The sequence below is a fragment of the Chryseobacterium sp. CT-SW4 genome (assembly GCF_048572715.1).
GTDB lineage: Bacteria > Bacteroidota > Bacteroidia > Flavobacteriales > Weeksellaceae > Chryseobacterium.
The window spans coordinates 2255878-2272550 of sequence record NZ_CP183840.1 but is presented as its reverse complement, the minus strand read 5'-3'; the positions used below and the strand labels follow the sequence as shown (position 1 = coordinate 2272550).

Sequence of the window (16673 nt, the reverse complement as noted above, 5' to 3'; positions counted from 1 at the left end):
TTGAAATCTACTCTTTTTTTGACATATTTTAACTTTCATAAATCGAAAAAAATCCCGATATTTGTAGGTCTTTGCGTAAGGGCAAAAATTAACAATTTAATATGAGTCAGAAACAATATACAGCTAGTAGTATTCAGGCATTGGAAGGGATGGAGCACGTACGTATGCGTCCTTCAATGTACATTGGTGACGTAGGTGTCAGAGGTCTTCACCATTTGGTTTATGAAGTAGTAGATAACTCTATTGACGAAGCGTTAGCAGGATACTGCGACACTATCAGCGTAAGCATTAAAGAAGGGAACGGAATTGAAGTTTGTGATAACGGTAGAGGTATTCCGGTTGATTTCCACGAGAAAGAACAAAAATCTGCTCTAGAAGTTGTAATGACGAAAATCGGAGCCGGAGGTAAGTTTGATAAAGATTCTTATAAAGTTTCCGGTGGTCTTCACGGAGTGGGGGTATCTTGTGTAAATGCACTTTCCAATGAAATGGTAACAACCGTTTACAGGGATGGAAATATTTATCAGCAGGTATATTCCCGAGGGAAAGCCCAGACGGGAGTAGAAGAGATAGGAAACAGTGAAAAAAGAGGTACCAAGCAGTTTTTCCAGCCTGATGATACCATTTTTACAGAATTAGTTTACAACTACGATACATTAGCAAGCCGTTTAAGAGAGCTTTCTTACCTTAATAAAGGAATTACCATTACCCTTACCGATGAAAGGGAAAAGTTGGAAGACGGTTCCTTCAAATCAGAAGTTTTTTATTCTGAAGGAGGATTAAAAGAATTTGTCAGCTATATCGACGGAAACCGTGAATCCATTATGGAACACGTTATTTTCATGGAGGGAGAGAGAGATGAAATCCCGGTAGAGGTAGCTATGCGTTACAATACTTCTTTCAATGAAAACCTGCATTCCTATGTGAATAACATCAATACCCATGAAGGAGGTACTCACCTGGCAGGTTTCAGACGTGCTTTGACGAGAACCCTTAAAAAATATGCGGATGATCTAGGTATTCCTCAAAAAGAAAAAGTGGAAATTACAGGAGATGACTTCCGTGAAGGATTAACAGCCGTGATCTCCGTTAAAGTAATGGAACCTCAGTTTGAAGGACAGACTAAAACCAAGCTAGGGAACTCTGAAGTTTCCGGGGCAGTAGATAAAATTGTAGGAGAGATGCTGACCAACTTCCTGGAGGAAAACCCTACGGAAGCCAAGCAGATCGTACAAAAAGTTGTTTTAGCAGCTAAAGCCAGACAGGCAGCGAAAAAAGCAAGGGAAATGGTTCAGAGAAAATCCCCTATGGGAGGTTCCGGACTTCCCGGAAAACTATCCGACTGTTCCTCGAAAAGTCCTGAAGAATCAGAACTGTTCCTTGTGGAGGGAGATTCCGCAGGTGGAACTGCAAAACAGGGAAGAGACAGACATTTTCAGGCTATATTACCTTTAAGAGGTAAAATTCTGAACGTTGAAAAATCAATGCTTCATAAAGTGTATGATAATGAAGAAATAAAAAATATCTATACCGCTTTAGGAGTTTCCGTAGGTACAGAAGAAGACAGTAAAGCACTGAACTTATCAAAGCTGAGATACCACAAAATCGTAATCATGACCGATGCCGATATTGACGGGTCCCATATCTCCACTCTGATCCTTACTTTCTTCTTCCGTTATATGAAGGAGCTTATTGAGAACGGATATATCTATATAGCCCAACCTCCTTTATATTTGCTTAAAAAAGGAAATAAAAAAGTATATGCCTACAATGAAAAAGAAAGAGAAGAATCCACATTGGAAATGTCTCCGGATGGAAAAGGGGTAGAAGTTCAGCGTTATAAAGGTCTTGGAGAGATGAATCCGGAACAGCTTTGGGAAACAACGCTTAACCCTGAAAACAGAATTTTAAAGCAGGTAACCATAGAAAATGCAGTAGAAGCAGATAGTGTATTCTCCATGTTGATGGGAGATGAAGTGCCACCACGAAGAGACTTCATTGAGAAGAATGCAAAATATGCTAAAATTGATGCATAATATGTAAATGATAACCCGATATATTGAAAGGCTTCTGTTAAGAGGCCTTTTTTGTATTTATAGGCATTAATTTTTTTTAATATTTTTTGTTATTTTTGCAAAATTATTTACTTATGATGAAAACTTTATTTATTGGGGCATTAGTTGCAACTACCTTGTGCTATGCCCAAAATTACCCTGCTTCGGGAATTCCTGAAACACTTAAAAAAAATGCCAATACGGTAATCAGAAAGGACTTTACTACGGTCCAGATCAACAAAATCGATGAAATAAAATATGCATTTAATACCGTTACCACTGTATTAAGTAAAGATGGTGACCGCAAAGCGGTTGCCTACATCCCTTACCAGAAGGGAGATCATATTTCGGATGTAAAAGTAACCGTTTACGATGGCGATGGAAAAAAGGTAAAAACATACTCGAAATCCGATTTCAGTGACTATGCCAATAATCCCCAGGGAACATTCTATTCCGATAACAGGGTGTTGGTTTTACCGTATACCCCTGTACAATATCCTTATACCGTAGATTTCTCTTATCAGATCACGAATAAGAATACTGTTTTTCTTCCGGATTTTATCCCTTTTTCCTCTACGAATACTTCTTTAGAAGAAAGTCAGTTTAAGATCATTAACAATTCAGGAATAGAATTAAGATCTAAAATATATCCTTCCGCCTATAATTACACCAGTGTAAAAACGGTAGATAATGGCAACGAAAAAATATACACTTACAAGGGAGTTCCGGCTATGGACGATGTGTTTTTACTTCCCCAGCCGATTAAAATTTTGCCTAAAGTGAGCTTTTCCTTATCAAAATTCAATCTTGAAGGAAAACAGGGAAACCTGAAAGATTGGAAAGACTTTGGGGCATGGTATTATAACAGTATTCTTCAGCCCGTTTCCGTTTCTACTCCGGCTATAAAAAATGAAATCGCATCCCTGAATCTCCAAGGAACCACCGAAGAAAAGGTTAAAAAGATTTACCAGCATATGCAGGCAAAAACACGTTATATCTTTGTCGCGTTAGGGATTGGAGGTTGGCAGCCCATGCTTCCCGATGAGGTACAGAAAAAAGGATACGGAGATTGCAAAGGATTAACCAATTATATGAAAACATTATTGGATGAAGCAGGAATTCCTTCTTACTATTCCGTAATTTATTCAGGTCCTTCTCCGGTTTCTTTCGATCCTGAATTTCCTAAAATGGGGGGGAATCATGTTATCTTAATGGTTCCTACGGAAAAAGGAAATCTTTGGCTGGAAAACACTTCGCAGCAGATCGCTTTTAACCATTTGGGATATTCCACTACGAATAGAAACGTATTATCCATCCGTAAAGAAGGAATAGAAATTATCGATACTCCCGTATATCCTGCAGAAAATAATAAAGAAAGACAAACTTTACATATTAAGCTTAACGAAGATAACAGCATTTCGGGAGAGGGGAATTTTGCTTATACAGGAAGTCAGTATGATCATAATCTTCCTTATGCCAGTTTATCCCCTAAAGAAAGAAATGAAACATTGAAAAAGCAGTTCGATGTATTGAATTTCGAAAAAGTGGAAATGAAAAGCTTTACAAATGATAAAGATCTTGCCGTAGCCCGATACGATATAGACTTTAAAGCAAATCACTATTCAAAAAGTTTAGGTAATGGAATGATTTTCCGGGCAGTACCTATATACCTGAGCTCAATCTATAAAACGGATGAAAACAGGACCCTGCCTTTCGAAATCGGACAGTCGTATGAAGATGAATATGAAATCAACTTTGAGATTCCTGCTCAATATCAAATAGATGAAATACCTGCGGACATTACCTTAAATTCAGAATTCGGGACCTATAAGCTGAACTTTATTAAAGAGGGAAAACATTTAAAAGTGAACAGGTCCATCAGAATCAACAAAGGAATGTACCCTAAAGAAAAATACAATGATTATATAAGTTTCAGAAAAAAAGCTTTACACAATGATAATTCAAAAATTTTAATCACAAAAATATAAAGATGAAAAAAATGATTTTATTTCTATACTGCATAATAAGTATAGGATTTATTAATGCTCAAAAACATGAGTTTCTTAAACCACCTCCATTTAATGATGCTGATCTGTCCAAAGAAAAATCTACACTGGATGCTAATGCTCCGGCTGAGATTTTATATAAATCCCAACATTTTTTAGTTGACGGAACCAATGGGAAACTTTATAAAAAAATATTTTACAGGGTGAAAATTTATAATAAAGATAAGGCTGAAGATTGGTTGAATCTTGAAATTCCCCTTTATCATAACGGAAGCAGTGAGGAGACGTTATCCAAAATAAAAGCCTTTACTTATAACCTTGAAAATGGAGCGGCAGTTCCGACCAAAGTGGATAAAAGTTCAAAATACAAAAGCAAAGAAAATAAATATACCACCATTACCAAATTTGCTTTTCCCAATGTAAAGGACGGTTCTGTATTGGAATATCAGTATGAAGTGATTTCTCCTTTCTTATACGCTATTCCTGAAATTCTTATAGAGACGGATACTCCCTCTTTGTATACCGAATATGTACTGGAACATCCTCTTAACATCTCTTACAATGTCAATTATACCGGTAGCCTTGAACCTAAATATAGAAAAGTAGAGGATAAGACATTGTATGGTATGGACTATAGAACGTACAGGTTTGGATATGAGAATCTTAAAGGATTTAAAACAGAAAAGTTCGTTAAAAATGACAGGAATTACAGAACTAAAATCAGTGCTGAGCTGCATTCCACTAATTTCAGGGAGCTTAAACTTTATTCCTCTTCCTGGGAACAGATAAAGAAAAGGCTGTATGAAGATGAGGATTTCGGTTCCGAGCTCAAAAGGACAAAATTGGCAAAAGATAATATGCCTGCGGAGATTTTAGGATTAAAGAATGGTTTGGAGAAAGCAGATGCTATATTTAAATATGTACAGAAAAATTTTACCTGGAATAATAACAGAGGAATAACCACTGACCAAGGGATAAAAAAGCTTATAGAAACAAAAACCGGTAATGCTGCCGAGATCAATCTTTTTTTGGTAATGCTGCTTAGAGAAGCCGGTATTCAATCAGATCCGGTTCTTATTTCAACGGTAAGCAATGGAATTATCAATATTGCTTCACCTAATATTTCCAATCTGAATTTTGTAATTGCTTCCATTAAGGTCAAAGACGGATATCATCTGTATGATGCTACTTCCAAGCAGTCTTCAAGAGATCAGCTGCCTCCGAGGGACTGGAATCATTTTGGAATTTTGCTGGCCAAAGAAAAAGTGCAGCAGTTACAAATGGAAAATACCCAGCCGAGCTATACTTACCTTACCATTAATGCAAAAATGAATGAAGATGGAAGTATTTCCGGAACCTATTCGGACAAAGATACCGGAGCCTATGCTATGTTTGCAAAAGAAAATTATGACGATAATGCTGAGAAATATAAAAAACAGTACAAAGAAAATTTTACCATAGATTTCACCGATATCGATTCCAAAGTTTTGGATAATGGCGATTTTGAAAGTACGATGAAGTTTAGTTCTAATAATCTGGTAGATGTGGTAGGAAAGAAAATCATTATCAATCCCATGCTGTTCCTAAGTAAAACAGCCAATGAATTTGATCAGACGGATGCCAGAAAATATTCCATTGATTTTATTGCACCATTTACAAGAACTAAAAAAATAATATTGGAAATACCAGAAGGTTATACCATTGAAGGGCTTTCCAAGGATAAAAAAATTGTGACGGACGATAAAGAGATTGAATATAGCTACCTTACCAGCCAAAAGGGAAATACATTGGAGATTACATCCGTAACGAAAGTTGGAAGTGCTGATTATCCTAAAGAATATTATCCGGCATTTAAGCAGATTTGGAATACCGCATCCAAAAGTGAAAACCAGGTGATAAGTATCATGAAACAGTAGTTTTCTGGTTTTTGATGTATAAATAATGTATATTTGTTAGCTAAAAACCAAAAATAATAAAATTATGTTGACAATTTTACAAGCGGGAGCTTATGATTCATCTGTAGCGGCAGCCGGAGTCGGATTTGGAATGCTTATTTTTGAACTTGTACTGTACGTTTTCTACGGATACTGTATGTACAAAATATTCCAGAAAGCAGGAGTTGAAAATGCATGGGCAGCTTTTATCCCGATTTATAACGTTATTGTTTTAATCCAGATTATCAAAAAACCGGTTTGGTGGATTGTCCTGTTATTTATTCCATTAGTAAACCTATATGCAGCCTGGGTGATTTGGGATAGAGTAGCCAAGGGATTCAGAAAAGACACTCCGGTGTATACGATTCTTCTGTTTTTCTTAGGATTTATTTTTATTCCGGTATTGGCCTTTGGAAATGATTCATTTGATGCTAACGAAATTCCAAATGAGCAATAAGAAATAGTAATAAAAAAATATTTTTAAAAACCATTCAATTATTGAATGGTTTTTGCTATTATAGTAGAAAAATTATAATTATGAAAAATACAATTGCTGTTTTAGCTTTTATCTTTCTGGTTTTATCTGCCTGTAAAAAAAGTGAAAATAGACCTCAGGAGATTACAAAAGATTCTGCTCAGGTGAAGCAACCGGAGAAATGGGCGGTGGATTCCGTTATTGTTGATGATTCATCAAAGATCGCCAATACTCTCACCGGAAAGTATTACAATAAGCTTCTGGTTTTTCCTTTAATTAAAGATCAGACCTTATTAGACAGTATATATTCCGGTTATAAAGGGATAAATGAGTATTCTAAAGATGGACTGAAAAATTATTTGGATAAGGATAAAAAAGAATATTTTGATTCACTGGAAAAAGATATGGCTTCTTTCACCAAAGAGGAAGCTCAACCATTTTCCGGGCAGGAATGGTACACCAGCTCTTCCATGGATCTGAAATCAACGGCAAATGATTATATGCACATTCAATATGCGGTTGGGTCATACGCTGGGGGAGCTCATGGTAATTATGGTTTTTTCGATAAAGTATTTGATCTTAAAAATAATAAAAGATTAACCCTGAAGGATATCACAACAACCTCCAAAAAGGATCTTGAAGAAAAGCTGATGAAAAATATCAATACTGTTCACAGCGGAACAACCGATTCCTCGGGAGAGGTCAAAAATTCTGAAATGCTGTTGGTGGATGTAATACCTGCTACCGATAATTTTTACTTCGATGATAAAAACCTTTATTTCCATTACAGTCCTTACGAAATTGCAGCCTATGCAGCAGGAGATATTATTATTCCTGTTTCATGGGAAGAGCTGAAAGGAACTCTCAACCCCGAATTTAAAGAAAGAATGAAAATAAAATAATTTAAATGCTTCCTAATCTGGAAGCATTTTTTATTTTTGTGGCGATGGAAAAAGTTGCTTTTATAATTAATCCTTTTTCGGCCAAAAAGAATTACCAGCCATTTCTTAACGAGCTTAAGAAAAAAGTGGACGATCCTTTATATTACGTTTCAGAATCTATTGAGGGTACAGACGATTTTATCCGGGATCACTTTAATGATATTGATGTATTTGTCGCTATAGGAGGGGATGGAACTATTTCTACGGTTGCTAAAAACCTGATCAATACCGATAAAATATTAGCCGTTTTTCCCGCAGGCTCCGGAAATGGTTTCTCCAACGAGACAAAATTCAGTGATAATCTTGATGGTCTTTTGAGTAAAATTAAAGCTAAGAAATCCAGAAAACTGGATTCATTTACAGTTAATGGAAGACTTTCCATCAATGTATCGGGAACCGGCTTTGACGGAAAAGTGGTAAAGGAATTTGAAAAGACAGACCGAGGCTTTAAAAACTATATAAAAGTTTCCATAAAAACATTTCTCAATTATAAGCCTATCAAGGTGAACTTCCTGGAAGAAGAATATAAAAAGTATAACGGAAGGTATCTCATGCTGAACATTGCCAATACCCGTCAGTTCGGAAACCATGCTTATATAGCGCCTAAAGCGAGCAAAAGTGACGGATTGGTAGATTTGGTTTTGGTGAAGAAATTTCCGTTTGCCTATTCTTTGCTTTTTGCATACAGGATGTTTACTAAAAAATTGAAAGATGATGAATATGTTACCTATCTGCCGGTGTCGGAAGTAAACTTTGAAGTGAATACGAAGAACTGGCACCTGGATGGAGAATTTAATACAATAGAATCCCCCGTTCATGTAAAGGTGCTTCCAGGGAGTCTTAATATTCTGATCTGAATACCATAAAAACACCCCGGCAATAGAGTGCTTTTTATTGCTTTGTTAAATGTATAATCTTTTCACTTGGCAATGTGGTTGTGAAATTACTGCAATCATCGGTCGTTATATCGTAATCTGGAAGGAATCCTGACTCCATATTATTGGGATTTTCCGGCTTCACAATTGAATAAACATATCTCTATCTCTGATCCAGATTTCGATAAAGTTTCCTTTGAAATAAAATAATCTGTGGTATTTTTAATATTCCGGATAATCCCTTTATTTGGAATTAACCAATTCCCAATTTTGAAATTTTCCATAATTATATTTATTCCTTAGTGAAAATGAGATTTCTAGTATCAGGAAGATAAATTTTTAGATTACTTGAGTTTGGACAGGTTGAATCACTAAGAATTAATGAGTTAGGATAATAAGCCCATTTAACTTGTGTATCATTAATTTTTAATAATGTAATTCTTCCCCAGCCAATGAAACATCTTCCACCTACAAAGCCTAAATCAATGCTATTATTTTCCTTTGGATTAGTTCCCATACTTATAATCTCTCTTTCACTTAAGCTATTAGAATTTAGATTATCTTCAAGTACATTTCCTGTTGATATATTCTTTATAGTATATTTAACATGGAGAACATCCTGATAATATTTTCTATCATCAGCTCCATAATCTATAAGCATTTTGTCCTCTTTGGTAATAAATAAAGTAATTTCATTCCCTTCAAAAGTAGCCTTGTAAGTCCCTTCATAAGGAGGAAGGTCATTATTAAGGTCCTTCATATAGGAATAATTAGGAACATCTTCATAGTATGTATTCAGTGGATAGATCTGCTGTGCTTTATAAGTTATTAAACTTAGTAAAGCAAATAGTGTGAATATTGTTTTCATAATTGTTATTTAAAGGTTAGTTTATGCATAATCTATCTTGTGATTCCCATTAGCATCTGCTGTAACATTGGTTACATCTCCATTTTGATCTATTTTACCAGTAACCGTAACACTTAAGAAAATATCTTATACTATTGTTTTAGTATAAATGGAGTATTGAGTGTTTTAAAAATTTAAATTGAGAAGTATCTTAAAAAATACCCCCAAAAAATTAGACACTTTCTGGGGGTACTGTTTTATAGTAAATAGCTTAAGATTCTATACTTTGTTCAATTTCCTGAGGATGATTAAGTGCATATTGAAGCTGGTTTTTATCCAGTTGTTTTTCCCAGTTGGCGACCACTACCGTTGCTACGGAATTTCCAATAACATTCGTAAGCGCTCTGCATTCACTCATAAATTTGTCTATTCCCAGGATTAAGGTCATCCCTGCAATCGGGATTTCAGGAACTACGGCTAAAGTAGCGGCTAATGTCACAAACCCCGCACCGGTAACACCGGCAGCTCCTTTTGAGCTTAGCATGGCGACCAGCAGAAGGATAAGCTGTTTTTCCAAAGGTAAATGAATATTCAGTGCCTGTGCTATAAATAAAGAAGCGAGGGTCATATAAATATTGGTTCCATCCAGGTTAAAAGAATATCCGGTGGGAATTACCAGACCTACAATAGCTTTGGAACATCCGGCTTTCTGCATTTTTTCCATAAGACCCGGAAGAGCAGGTTCCGAAGAACTTGTTCCTAAGACCAGAAGAAGCTCCTCTTTAAGGTAGATCATTAATTTAAAAATATTAAATCCGTTGTACCAGGCTACGGCTCCCAATATCAGAATTACAAACAGGATAGAGGTTACATAGAAGGTCGCTACAAGAAATAATAGATTAAGTACGGAATGAAGTCCATATTTTCCGATGGTAAAAGCCATCGCACCAAAGGCTCCGATAGGTGCAAGTTTCATGAGAATACTTACGATTTTAAAAACAGGAACCGAAAGAGACTGTAAAAGATCAGTAATTTTCTGGCTTTTTTCTTTCGTTAAAACCAGGGCAACACCCATTAAAATGGCTACAAGCAATACCTGTAATATATTTTCTCCCACTAACGGACTGAATAAAGTCTCAGGGATGATATTCATAATAAATCCGGTGATGGTGGATTCATGGGCCTGCTTCTGATATTGGGTAACATCTCCTGATAAGCTGGCAGGATCTATATTCAATCCGGCTCCCGGCTGCATGATATTTCCTACGATAAGCCCGATGATAAGCGCAAGGGTTGAAAACGTGAAAAAGTAGATCATCGCCTTTATGGCAATTCTTCCCACCTTTTTCAGGTCTGTCATATGCGCAATTCCTAAAGTTAAAGTAATGAAGATAACCGGGGCTATAATCATTTTAACCAATTTAATGAATCCGTCACCTAGCGGTTTCATGCTTTCACCGATTTCTGGATAAAACTTGCCTAGCAGTATACCGGCAATGATAGCAACAATAACTTGAAAATAGAGTTGCTGATAGAGCTTTTTAGTTTTCAATGTGTGTTTTTTTGGTTCAGTTTATTGGAGGGAAAATTAAGAAAAATTATTCAATTGCAACAGAGTCATCGCCGCGTCCATCCGCAACAGCCTGAATATTACCATTGTTATCTATTAAAATCATCTCTGTTTTTCCTATATGATCCACACTTTCGAAGGTATATCCTTTACTTTTCAGCTCCTTAATTGTGCTTTCAGGGAAGTTTTTTTCCACTTTGATGGTTTCCGGCAGCCATTGATGATGAAATTTCGGAGCATTCACGGAAGTGTTGGCGTTCACTTTAAAATCGACAACATTTACGATGGATTGGAATACGGAAGTAGGGATGGTAGTTCCTCCCGGAGTTCCCACTACCATATAAGGTTTTCCGTTTTTCAGTAAAATGGTGGGGGTCATGGAAGAAAGCATTCTTTTATTCGGCTGAATGGCATTGGCTTCCCCGCCTACGGCACCAAACATATTGGGTACACCCGGTTTTATAGAGAAATCATCCATCTCATTATTTAAAAAGAATCCTGCTCCGGATACTACCACTTTGCTGCCGTAATAGCCGTTCAGGGTGGTAGTAATGGAAGCTGCATTCCCATCTTTGTCCAGAATGGATATATGAGTGGTCTGTGTAGATTCCTTAGATGGATTGATGATTTTGCCCACTTCCGCGCTTGGAGTTGCTTTATTGAAGCTGAAGCTTTTCCATCTGTTTTTTAAATATTCATCAGAAATAAGATAAGAAGTTTTATCCTGAATGAAATCCGGATCTCCCATGTATTCTGCACGGTCGGCATATGCTCTTCTTTCAGCTTCTACCATGATTTGAACGGCGGGTGCGGAGTTCTGCTGGTAATTTTCAATTTTTTCCAGACTGGACATTTTAAGCATCTGGGCCAATAGGGTTCCTCCACTGGAAGGCAGAGGCATGGAAACTATATCGTTATCTTTGTATTTAAATTCTAAAGCTTTTCTCTCCGCTACTTTATAGTTTTTCAGATCTTCAAGGCTGATGATTCCGTTTCCTCTCTTCATTTCTGCTACAATAAGCTGGGCGGTTTTTCCTTCATAAAATCCTTTGGCTCCGAATTTCTGGATTAATTTTAAGGTCTCCGCCAGCTCCTTCTGAATGAGAAGATCCCCTTCTTTCCAGGGTTCATTTTTTACAAATGTGATCGGAGAATGATTATGCTTTTGGAAAGCTTCTTTATGCTTATTAAGAAAATCAGCTTCGAGCTGTGTAACGGCGAATCCTTGTTCTGCCAGATCAATGGCTGGCTGGATCAAAGTTTCCATAGGAAGTTTACAATAGGGAAGGGTGGCATAAAAACCGGCAATACTTCCCGGAACCCCTACGGCTAATCTTCCGTTTTGAGACAGGTCCGTATCAGCTTTTCCGTTTTTATCCACATACATATCCCGGGAAGCTTTTTTAGGAGCTGTTTCACGGTAATCCAATGTGAATTTTTCACCATTGTTTTTTACTCCTACAAGAAATCCTCCGCCACCAATATTTCCAGCCTGTGGATAAACCACGGCCAATGCATATTGTGTAGCAATTGCTGCATCATAGGCATTTCCTCCCATTTTAAGAACTTTGGCTCCGGCCTCACTTGCCAGAGGGTGGGCAGAAACTACCACTCCTTTATTTCTTACCTTAACTTCTTTTATAATATTAATATCTGTAAATTGTGCGGAAACAGAATGTCCCACTAATACAAGTACTATTAAAATTTTCTTCATAATAAAAAATATAACCGAATTTACAATTTTGTTTTTGAATAGGGGTTAAAATCTTTAATTTTGTCTTCAATTAAAACTATGGAATAAAATGGACTCCTATACGGAAAAAATACTAATTACAGGAGCTTTAGGGCAGATAGGTACTGAGCTCACCAACAGACTTGTAGAAATTCACGGAGCTGAAAATGTAGTAGCTTCAGGATTGGACAGATGGCAGAAAGGAATGACATCTGCAGGGTATTATGAGAGAATGGATGTTACCAATACTCAGCTTATGAGACAGGTGATCAAGGATTACGATATTACAACAGTATATCATCTGGCATCATTACTGTCCGGAACTTCCGAAAAACAGCCTTTATTTGCCTGGAAGCTGAATTTGGAACCCCTTCTTAATCTTTGTGAAATGGCTAAAGAAGGATTGATCAAAAAGATATTCTGGCCAAGCTCAATCGCGGTTTTCGGAAAAGGGATTCCTAAAGAGAATGTAGGACAGGATGTAGTGCTCAATCCTACCACTGTGTACGGTATATCCAAGATGGCAGGGGAGAAGTGGTGCGAATACTATTTTGACAAGTTTGGAGTGGATGTAAGAAGTATCCGTTATCCGGGACTGATCTCATGGAAAACTCCGGCAGGAGGTGGTACTACGGATTATGCAGTAGAAATTTTTTATGAAGCTATTGAAGAGGGGAAGTATACCAGTTTTATCTCTGAAGATACAGCCATGCCGATGCTTTATATGGATGATGCCATTAACGCTACTTTGAAGTTGATGGAAGCGCCTAAAGAAAACTTAACGGTTCGTTCCTCATATAATCTGGGTGGAATGTCATTTACACCAAAACAACTTGCCGAAGAAATTAAAAAGGAAATCCCGGATTTTAGCATTGATTATAACCCGGATTTCAGACAGGCTATTGCAGATTCATGGCCGGCTTCAATCGATGATTCGGTGGCCAAGAAAGACTGGGGGCTTACCTATGATTTCGGAATTTCAGAAATGTCCAAAGACATGATTAAGAATTTGAAAGTCAAATTAGGGAAAAATTAATTAATTAAAGTTATACTTTAAATGTGTTGGTTTTTAACATTTGATAATCAATTAATTAAAATTTTTATATAAAATAAGGTTTAAATGGTATTATTAACTTTCAATATTGTAAATAGTACGGCAGAGGTGAAAAATCATGCTCATATTTCCTTGGAAGAAAGATTGAAAATTACCGAAGAAAACATCAAAGCTGTTCTCAGGATTTTAGACCTTCACGATATTAAAGCTACTTTTTTTATTGAATTATCCATCGTAGAAAAACTGCAGAATCTTATAAAAGCAATTTCAGGTCGTGGGCATGAAATTGCTTTTTATAATCAAAATACAGGCATTCCCGAAATTGAAAGAATAAAGAAAATAACGGAAGATCTGCTGGAAAAAAAAATCCGGGGAATCCGTCAGAAAGATTTTAAGCTTCCGCTATCAGAATTGAAGCTGCTGGGTTTTAATTATATTTCAAATATTGATAATGCCCATATCCTCTTCCCGTTTAAAAGGCTGAAAAGAAATACCGAGATTACGGAGGAAGACGGACTAAGCATCATACCGGAAAGCATATCACCTTACAGCCAGTTACCGTATAATGACTTCGTATTTCAGCTATTGCCTATGAAATACTACAAAAATATGGTGTTTGAGACGTTGAAAAGCGATGAATTCGTGCTTATTTATCTTAACTCCTGGCAATTCACCGATTTTGATAAGTATCCCTTTAAAATGCCTTTTTACAGGAAACTTTATTCCGGCAAGAAAATGGAAGACAAACTGGAAGAGCTGCTCTCATGGATCAATGAAAAAGAGCTTGCCACTTCCAGAATGAAAGATTATACTTTCTGAGCTTTAAGAGAGCTCAAAAAGAGTAATTTCAGGAAGAACTCCCACTCTTCCGGGATATCCCAATACTCCGAAACCTCTGTTTACATAAAGGAGTTTTCCTTCACTTTCATAAAGGTCCGCCCATTTGGGATAACGGTATTGTATCGGGGACCATTTTACATTTTTCAGATCCAGCCCAAACTGCATTCCGTGGGTATGTCCCGAAAGGGTAAGCTGTATATTTCCAGGATGGTTTTTCACGATATAATCGAAATGGGTAGGGTCATGGCTCATTAATATTTTGGCGGCAGATTCAGGGACACCGGCTAGAGCGCCGTCAATATCCCCAAACTGAGGGAAAGGCTTCATGCCCCAGTTTTCAACCCCCAGAATGTAAAGCTTCTCTCCGTTTTTCTCGATAATTCTGTTTTCATTTCTCAGCATATCAAAACCTGCCTGCTTTTCATAATCGACCAGGGTGTCGAGATTCTTCTTCTTGGCATCCGGGGAAGTCCATGTAACATAATCTCCGTAATCATGGTTTCCCAATACGGCGAATTTACCGTCTTTGGCCTGTATGGATGAGAAGAGAGGAATGAAAGGTCTGAACTCATCGGCAACGTTATTGACCATATCTCCGGTAAATAATACCAGATCAGGTTTCTGTTCATTGATAAGCTGGATGGCATGTTCCAGTTTTTGAGGATCAGCAAAGCTTCCGCTGTGAACATCGGAGATCTGGATGATCTTATAACCTTTAAAGCTTTTTGGTAAATTCTTGATTTTTACTTTAACCTTTCTTACCGTATGGCGGTATTTCCCGAAGGTAACTCCGTCAATTATCAGCGCGGAAAGGACACCTCCCAATCCTAATCCCATTATGCTTAAGAACTTTCTTCTTTCCGGGAAAAAATGCTCCGTAGGCCTTGTTAATCCTATTAAATAGCTTCCTGTCCGGAAAATATCATCAATGAGTAGAAACAGTACGATGAATATTTTAGGTAGGATAAAGGCCAGAAACAGGGTCATCAGCAGATGAATGCGGTGGGGATTTCTGTCCGCCCGGTTAAAGTTGGTTATTTCATAGGCGAAAATGCCGTACACGGTGAGGGATAATATGACATAAATAAGTTTTATCCAAAAATTATCTGTTAAAGTCTTAATAGCCTGGTAGATGTATATTTCTAAAAAAAGAAAAATAGCAGCACCTATAATAAAATTTCTTTGCATAATTGATTCAAAAAAAAGCACAAAGGGATCTCCTATGTGCTTCAATTTATTTTTATTTAATTGTTTTAAGGAAATCTGTAAACGATAGCATTGATGTTCATTCCGGCACCTACCGAAGTCATGACAACGTTACCTTTATCTTTAAACGATTGACCTTCCATTTTTCCTTTAATTATTAAATCAAACATAGTAGGAATGGTGGCAACAGAAGAATTTCCAAACTCCTGAATCGTCATTGGAGAGATCGCATGATCATATTCTTTAATATCATAAAGCTTATGAAGTCTCTCAATCATGGCATAATCCATTTTGGCATTGGCCTGGTGGATGAGTATTTTATCAATATCCGTTAATGAAAGTCCTGCATTGTCAATAGTTTCCTTAATAGCCACAGGTACGTTTTTAAGCGCATATTCATAAATTTTTCTCCCCTGCATTCTCACATATAAACGTTTCTGGTCTTCGTCTTTGTTTATAGATGAATTATTTTCCAGATAGTTAAGTTCAACGCTGTTATCACATATGGTGCTGTGGGAGATAATTCCTACATTTTCATTGTCGGTAGCTTTTACCACTACGGCTCCGGCTCCATCTGCAAAGATCATTTTATTACGATCGTAAGGGTCGGTTACACGGCTTAATGTTTCTCCTCCGATGACAAGAATGGTTTTAGCAGCTTTAGCTTTGATAAGGTTGTCTGCTAAGATCATAGCTTCCACCCATCCCGGACAACCGAAAATCATATCATAAGTGATACATTTTCTGTTTTTTATCCCAAGCTTATTCTTTACTCTGGCAGCCATGTTAGGCATGAAGTTCATATATCCGTGTATCGTTACATCACCAAAGTTGCTGGCATATATAATATAATCCAGTTCTTCAGGATCTATTTTTGAATCTTCAATAGCGGCTTTAGCCGCTTCATAACCTATCTGGGAATTGGACTGTTCATCTTCAATATACCTTCTGTTTTCTATTTCCGTGATTTCTACAAATTTGGAGATAATTTCTTCCGCAGGTTTTTCTATTTTTTCTCCTTCGTCGGTGTAAAACACTGTATCTTTAAAGTAGTCTCTACCGATTACTCTGTTGGGTAGATAAGATCCAGAACCAATGATGATTGTATTAGGCATTCGTTTATATCATTTTTTTGAGAA

The 16673-nt window shown here is 36.9% G+C and carries 13 protein-coding genes; 8 read left to right on the top strand and 5 right to left on the bottom strand.

Annotated features, from left to right (window positions below):
- The first annotated feature begins 101 nt into the window (after positions 1–101).
- The 6 genes from gyrB to ABJ974_RS10235 all read left to right on the top strand — a co-directional run bounded on the left by gyrB (position 102) and on the right by ABJ974_RS10235 (position 8267).
- Positions 102–2036, top strand: coding sequence for a DNA topoisomerase (ATP-hydrolyzing) subunit B (gene gyrB, locus ABJ974_RS10260; protein WP_419868155.1), 1935 nt, complete (start codon positions 102–104; stop codon positions 2034–2036).
- A gap of 113 nt (positions 2037–2149) precedes the next feature.
- Positions 2150–4042 (top strand): DUF3857 domain-containing protein, encoded by a 1893-nt coding sequence (locus ABJ974_RS10255; RefSeq protein WP_419868154.1) that lies wholly within the window; start codon positions 2150–2152, stop codon positions 4040–4042.
- Positions 4043–4044: 2 nt separating this feature from the next.
- On the top strand, positions 4045–5976 hold the full coding sequence (locus ABJ974_RS10250) for a transglutaminase-like domain-containing protein (protein WP_419868153.1): 1932 nt from the start codon (positions 4045–4047) through the stop codon (positions 5974–5976).
- A gap of 64 nt (positions 5977–6040) precedes the next feature.
- Positions 6041–6451, top strand: a complete 411-nt coding sequence (locus ABJ974_RS10245; RefSeq protein ID WP_419868152.1) for a DUF5684 domain-containing protein — start codon at positions 6041–6043, stop codon at positions 6449–6451.
- 80 nt (positions 6452–6531) lie between these two features.
- Positions 6532–7371: an RsiV family protein gene (locus tag ABJ974_RS10240; protein WP_419868151.1), complete on the top strand. Its 840-nt coding sequence runs from the start codon at positions 6532–6534 to the stop codon at positions 7369–7371.
- A gap of 44 nt (positions 7372–7415) precedes the next feature.
- Positions 7416–8267 (top strand): diacylglycerol/lipid kinase family protein, encoded by an 852-nt coding sequence (locus tag ABJ974_RS10235; RefSeq protein ID WP_419870965.1) that lies wholly within the window; start codon positions 7416–7418, stop codon positions 8265–8267.
- 310 nt (positions 8268–8577) lie between these two features.
- On the opposite strand, the gene ABJ974_RS10230 is transcribed toward ABJ974_RS10235, so the two are convergent.
- From ABJ974_RS10230 to ggt, 3 genes are all read right to left on the bottom strand, one after another.
- Positions 8578–9153 carry a hypothetical protein gene (locus ABJ974_RS10230; RefSeq protein WP_419868150.1) on the bottom strand — a complete coding sequence of 192 codons (576 nt, stop codon included), beginning with the start codon at positions 9151–9153 and terminating at the stop codon, positions 8578–8580.
- 250 nt (positions 9154–9403) lie between these two features.
- Complete coding sequence (locus ABJ974_RS10225) at positions 9404–10684, bottom strand: dicarboxylate/amino acid:cation symporter (RefSeq protein ID WP_419868149.1); 1281 nt, start codon at positions 10682–10684, stop codon at positions 9404–9406.
- Positions 10685–10730: 46 nt separating this feature from the next.
- Complete coding sequence (gene ggt, locus ABJ974_RS10220) at positions 10731–12416, bottom strand: gamma-glutamyltransferase (RefSeq protein ID WP_419868148.1); 1686 nt, start codon at positions 12414–12416, stop codon at positions 10731–10733.
- 88 nt (positions 12417–12504) lie between these two features.
- Here ggt and ABJ974_RS10215 point away from each other — a divergent pair, with 88 nt between their 5' ends.
- Together ABJ974_RS10215 and ABJ974_RS10210 are read left to right on the top strand one after the other, a co-directional pair.
- Entirely contained in the window at positions 12505–13470 is a 966-nt protein-coding gene (locus ABJ974_RS10215) for an NAD-dependent epimerase/dehydratase family protein (RefSeq protein ID WP_419868147.1), read from the top strand.
- 84 nt (positions 13471–13554) lie between these two features.
- A complete protein-coding gene (locus ABJ974_RS10210) occupies positions 13555–14307 on the top strand; it encodes a polysaccharide deacetylase family protein (protein ID WP_419868146.1) in 753 nt (250 codons plus the stop codon).
- Positions 14308–14310: 3 nt separating this feature from the next.
- Here the strand turns inward: ABJ974_RS10210 and ABJ974_RS10205 are convergent, their stop codons facing one another.
- Both ABJ974_RS10205 and ABJ974_RS10200 read right to left on the bottom strand, forming a co-directional pair.
- Positions 14311–15516: a metallophosphoesterase gene (locus ABJ974_RS10205; RefSeq protein WP_419868145.1), complete on the bottom strand. Its 1206-nt coding sequence runs from the start codon at positions 15514–15516 to the stop codon at positions 14311–14313.
- 65 nt (positions 15517–15581) lie between these two features.
- Positions 15582–16649, bottom strand: coding sequence for a 3-oxoacyl-ACP synthase III family protein (locus tag ABJ974_RS10200; RefSeq protein WP_419868144.1), 1068 nt, complete (start codon positions 16647–16649; stop codon positions 15582–15584).
- Positions 16650–16673: the final 24 nt, after the last annotated feature.

What these genes read in the sequence shown, in the direction of transcription:
- gyrB (WP_419868155.1), top strand. Translation starts at nt 102, where the DNA reads ATGAGTCAGAAACAATATACAGCTAGTAGTATTCAGGCATTGGAAGGG.
- ABJ974_RS10255 (WP_419868154.1), top strand. Translation starts at nt 2,150, where the DNA reads ATGATGAAAACTTTATTTATTGGGGCATTAGTTGCAACTACCTTGTGC.
- ABJ974_RS10250 (WP_419868153.1), top strand. Translation starts at nt 4,045, where the DNA reads ATGAAAAAAATGATTTTATTTCTATACTGCATAATAAGTATAGGATTT.
- ABJ974_RS10245 (WP_419868152.1), top strand. Translation starts at nt 6,041, where the DNA reads ATGTTGACAATTTTACAAGCGGGAGCTTATGATTCATCTGTAGCGGCA.
- ABJ974_RS10240 (WP_419868151.1), top strand. Translation starts at nt 6,532, where the DNA reads ATGAAAAATACAATTGCTGTTTTAGCTTTTATCTTTCTGGTTTTATCT.
- ABJ974_RS10235 (WP_419870965.1), top strand. Translation starts at nt 7,416, where the DNA reads ATGGAAAAAGTTGCTTTTATAATTAATCCTTTTTCGGCCAAAAAGAAT.
- ABJ974_RS10230 (WP_419868150.1), bottom strand. Translation starts at nt 9,153, where the DNA reads ATGAAAACAATATTCACACTATTTGCTTTACTAAGTTTAATAACTTAT.
- ggt (WP_419868148.1), bottom strand. Translation starts at nt 12,416, where the DNA reads ATGAAGAAAATTTTAATAGTACTTGTATTAGTGGGACATTCTGTTTCC.
- ABJ974_RS10215 (WP_419868147.1), top strand. Translation starts at nt 12,505, where the DNA reads ATGGACTCCTATACGGAAAAAATACTAATTACAGGAGCTTTAGGGCAG.
- ABJ974_RS10210 (WP_419868146.1), top strand. Translation starts at nt 13,555, where the DNA reads ATGGTATTATTAACTTTCAATATTGTAAATAGTACGGCAGAGGTGAAA.
- ABJ974_RS10205 (WP_419868145.1), bottom strand. Translation starts at nt 15,516, where the DNA reads ATGCAAAGAAATTTTATTATAGGTGCTGCTATTTTTCTTTTTTTAGAA.
- ABJ974_RS10200 (WP_419868144.1), bottom strand. Translation starts at nt 16,649, where the DNA reads ATGCCTAATACAATCATCATTGGTTCTGGATCTTATCTACCCAACAGA.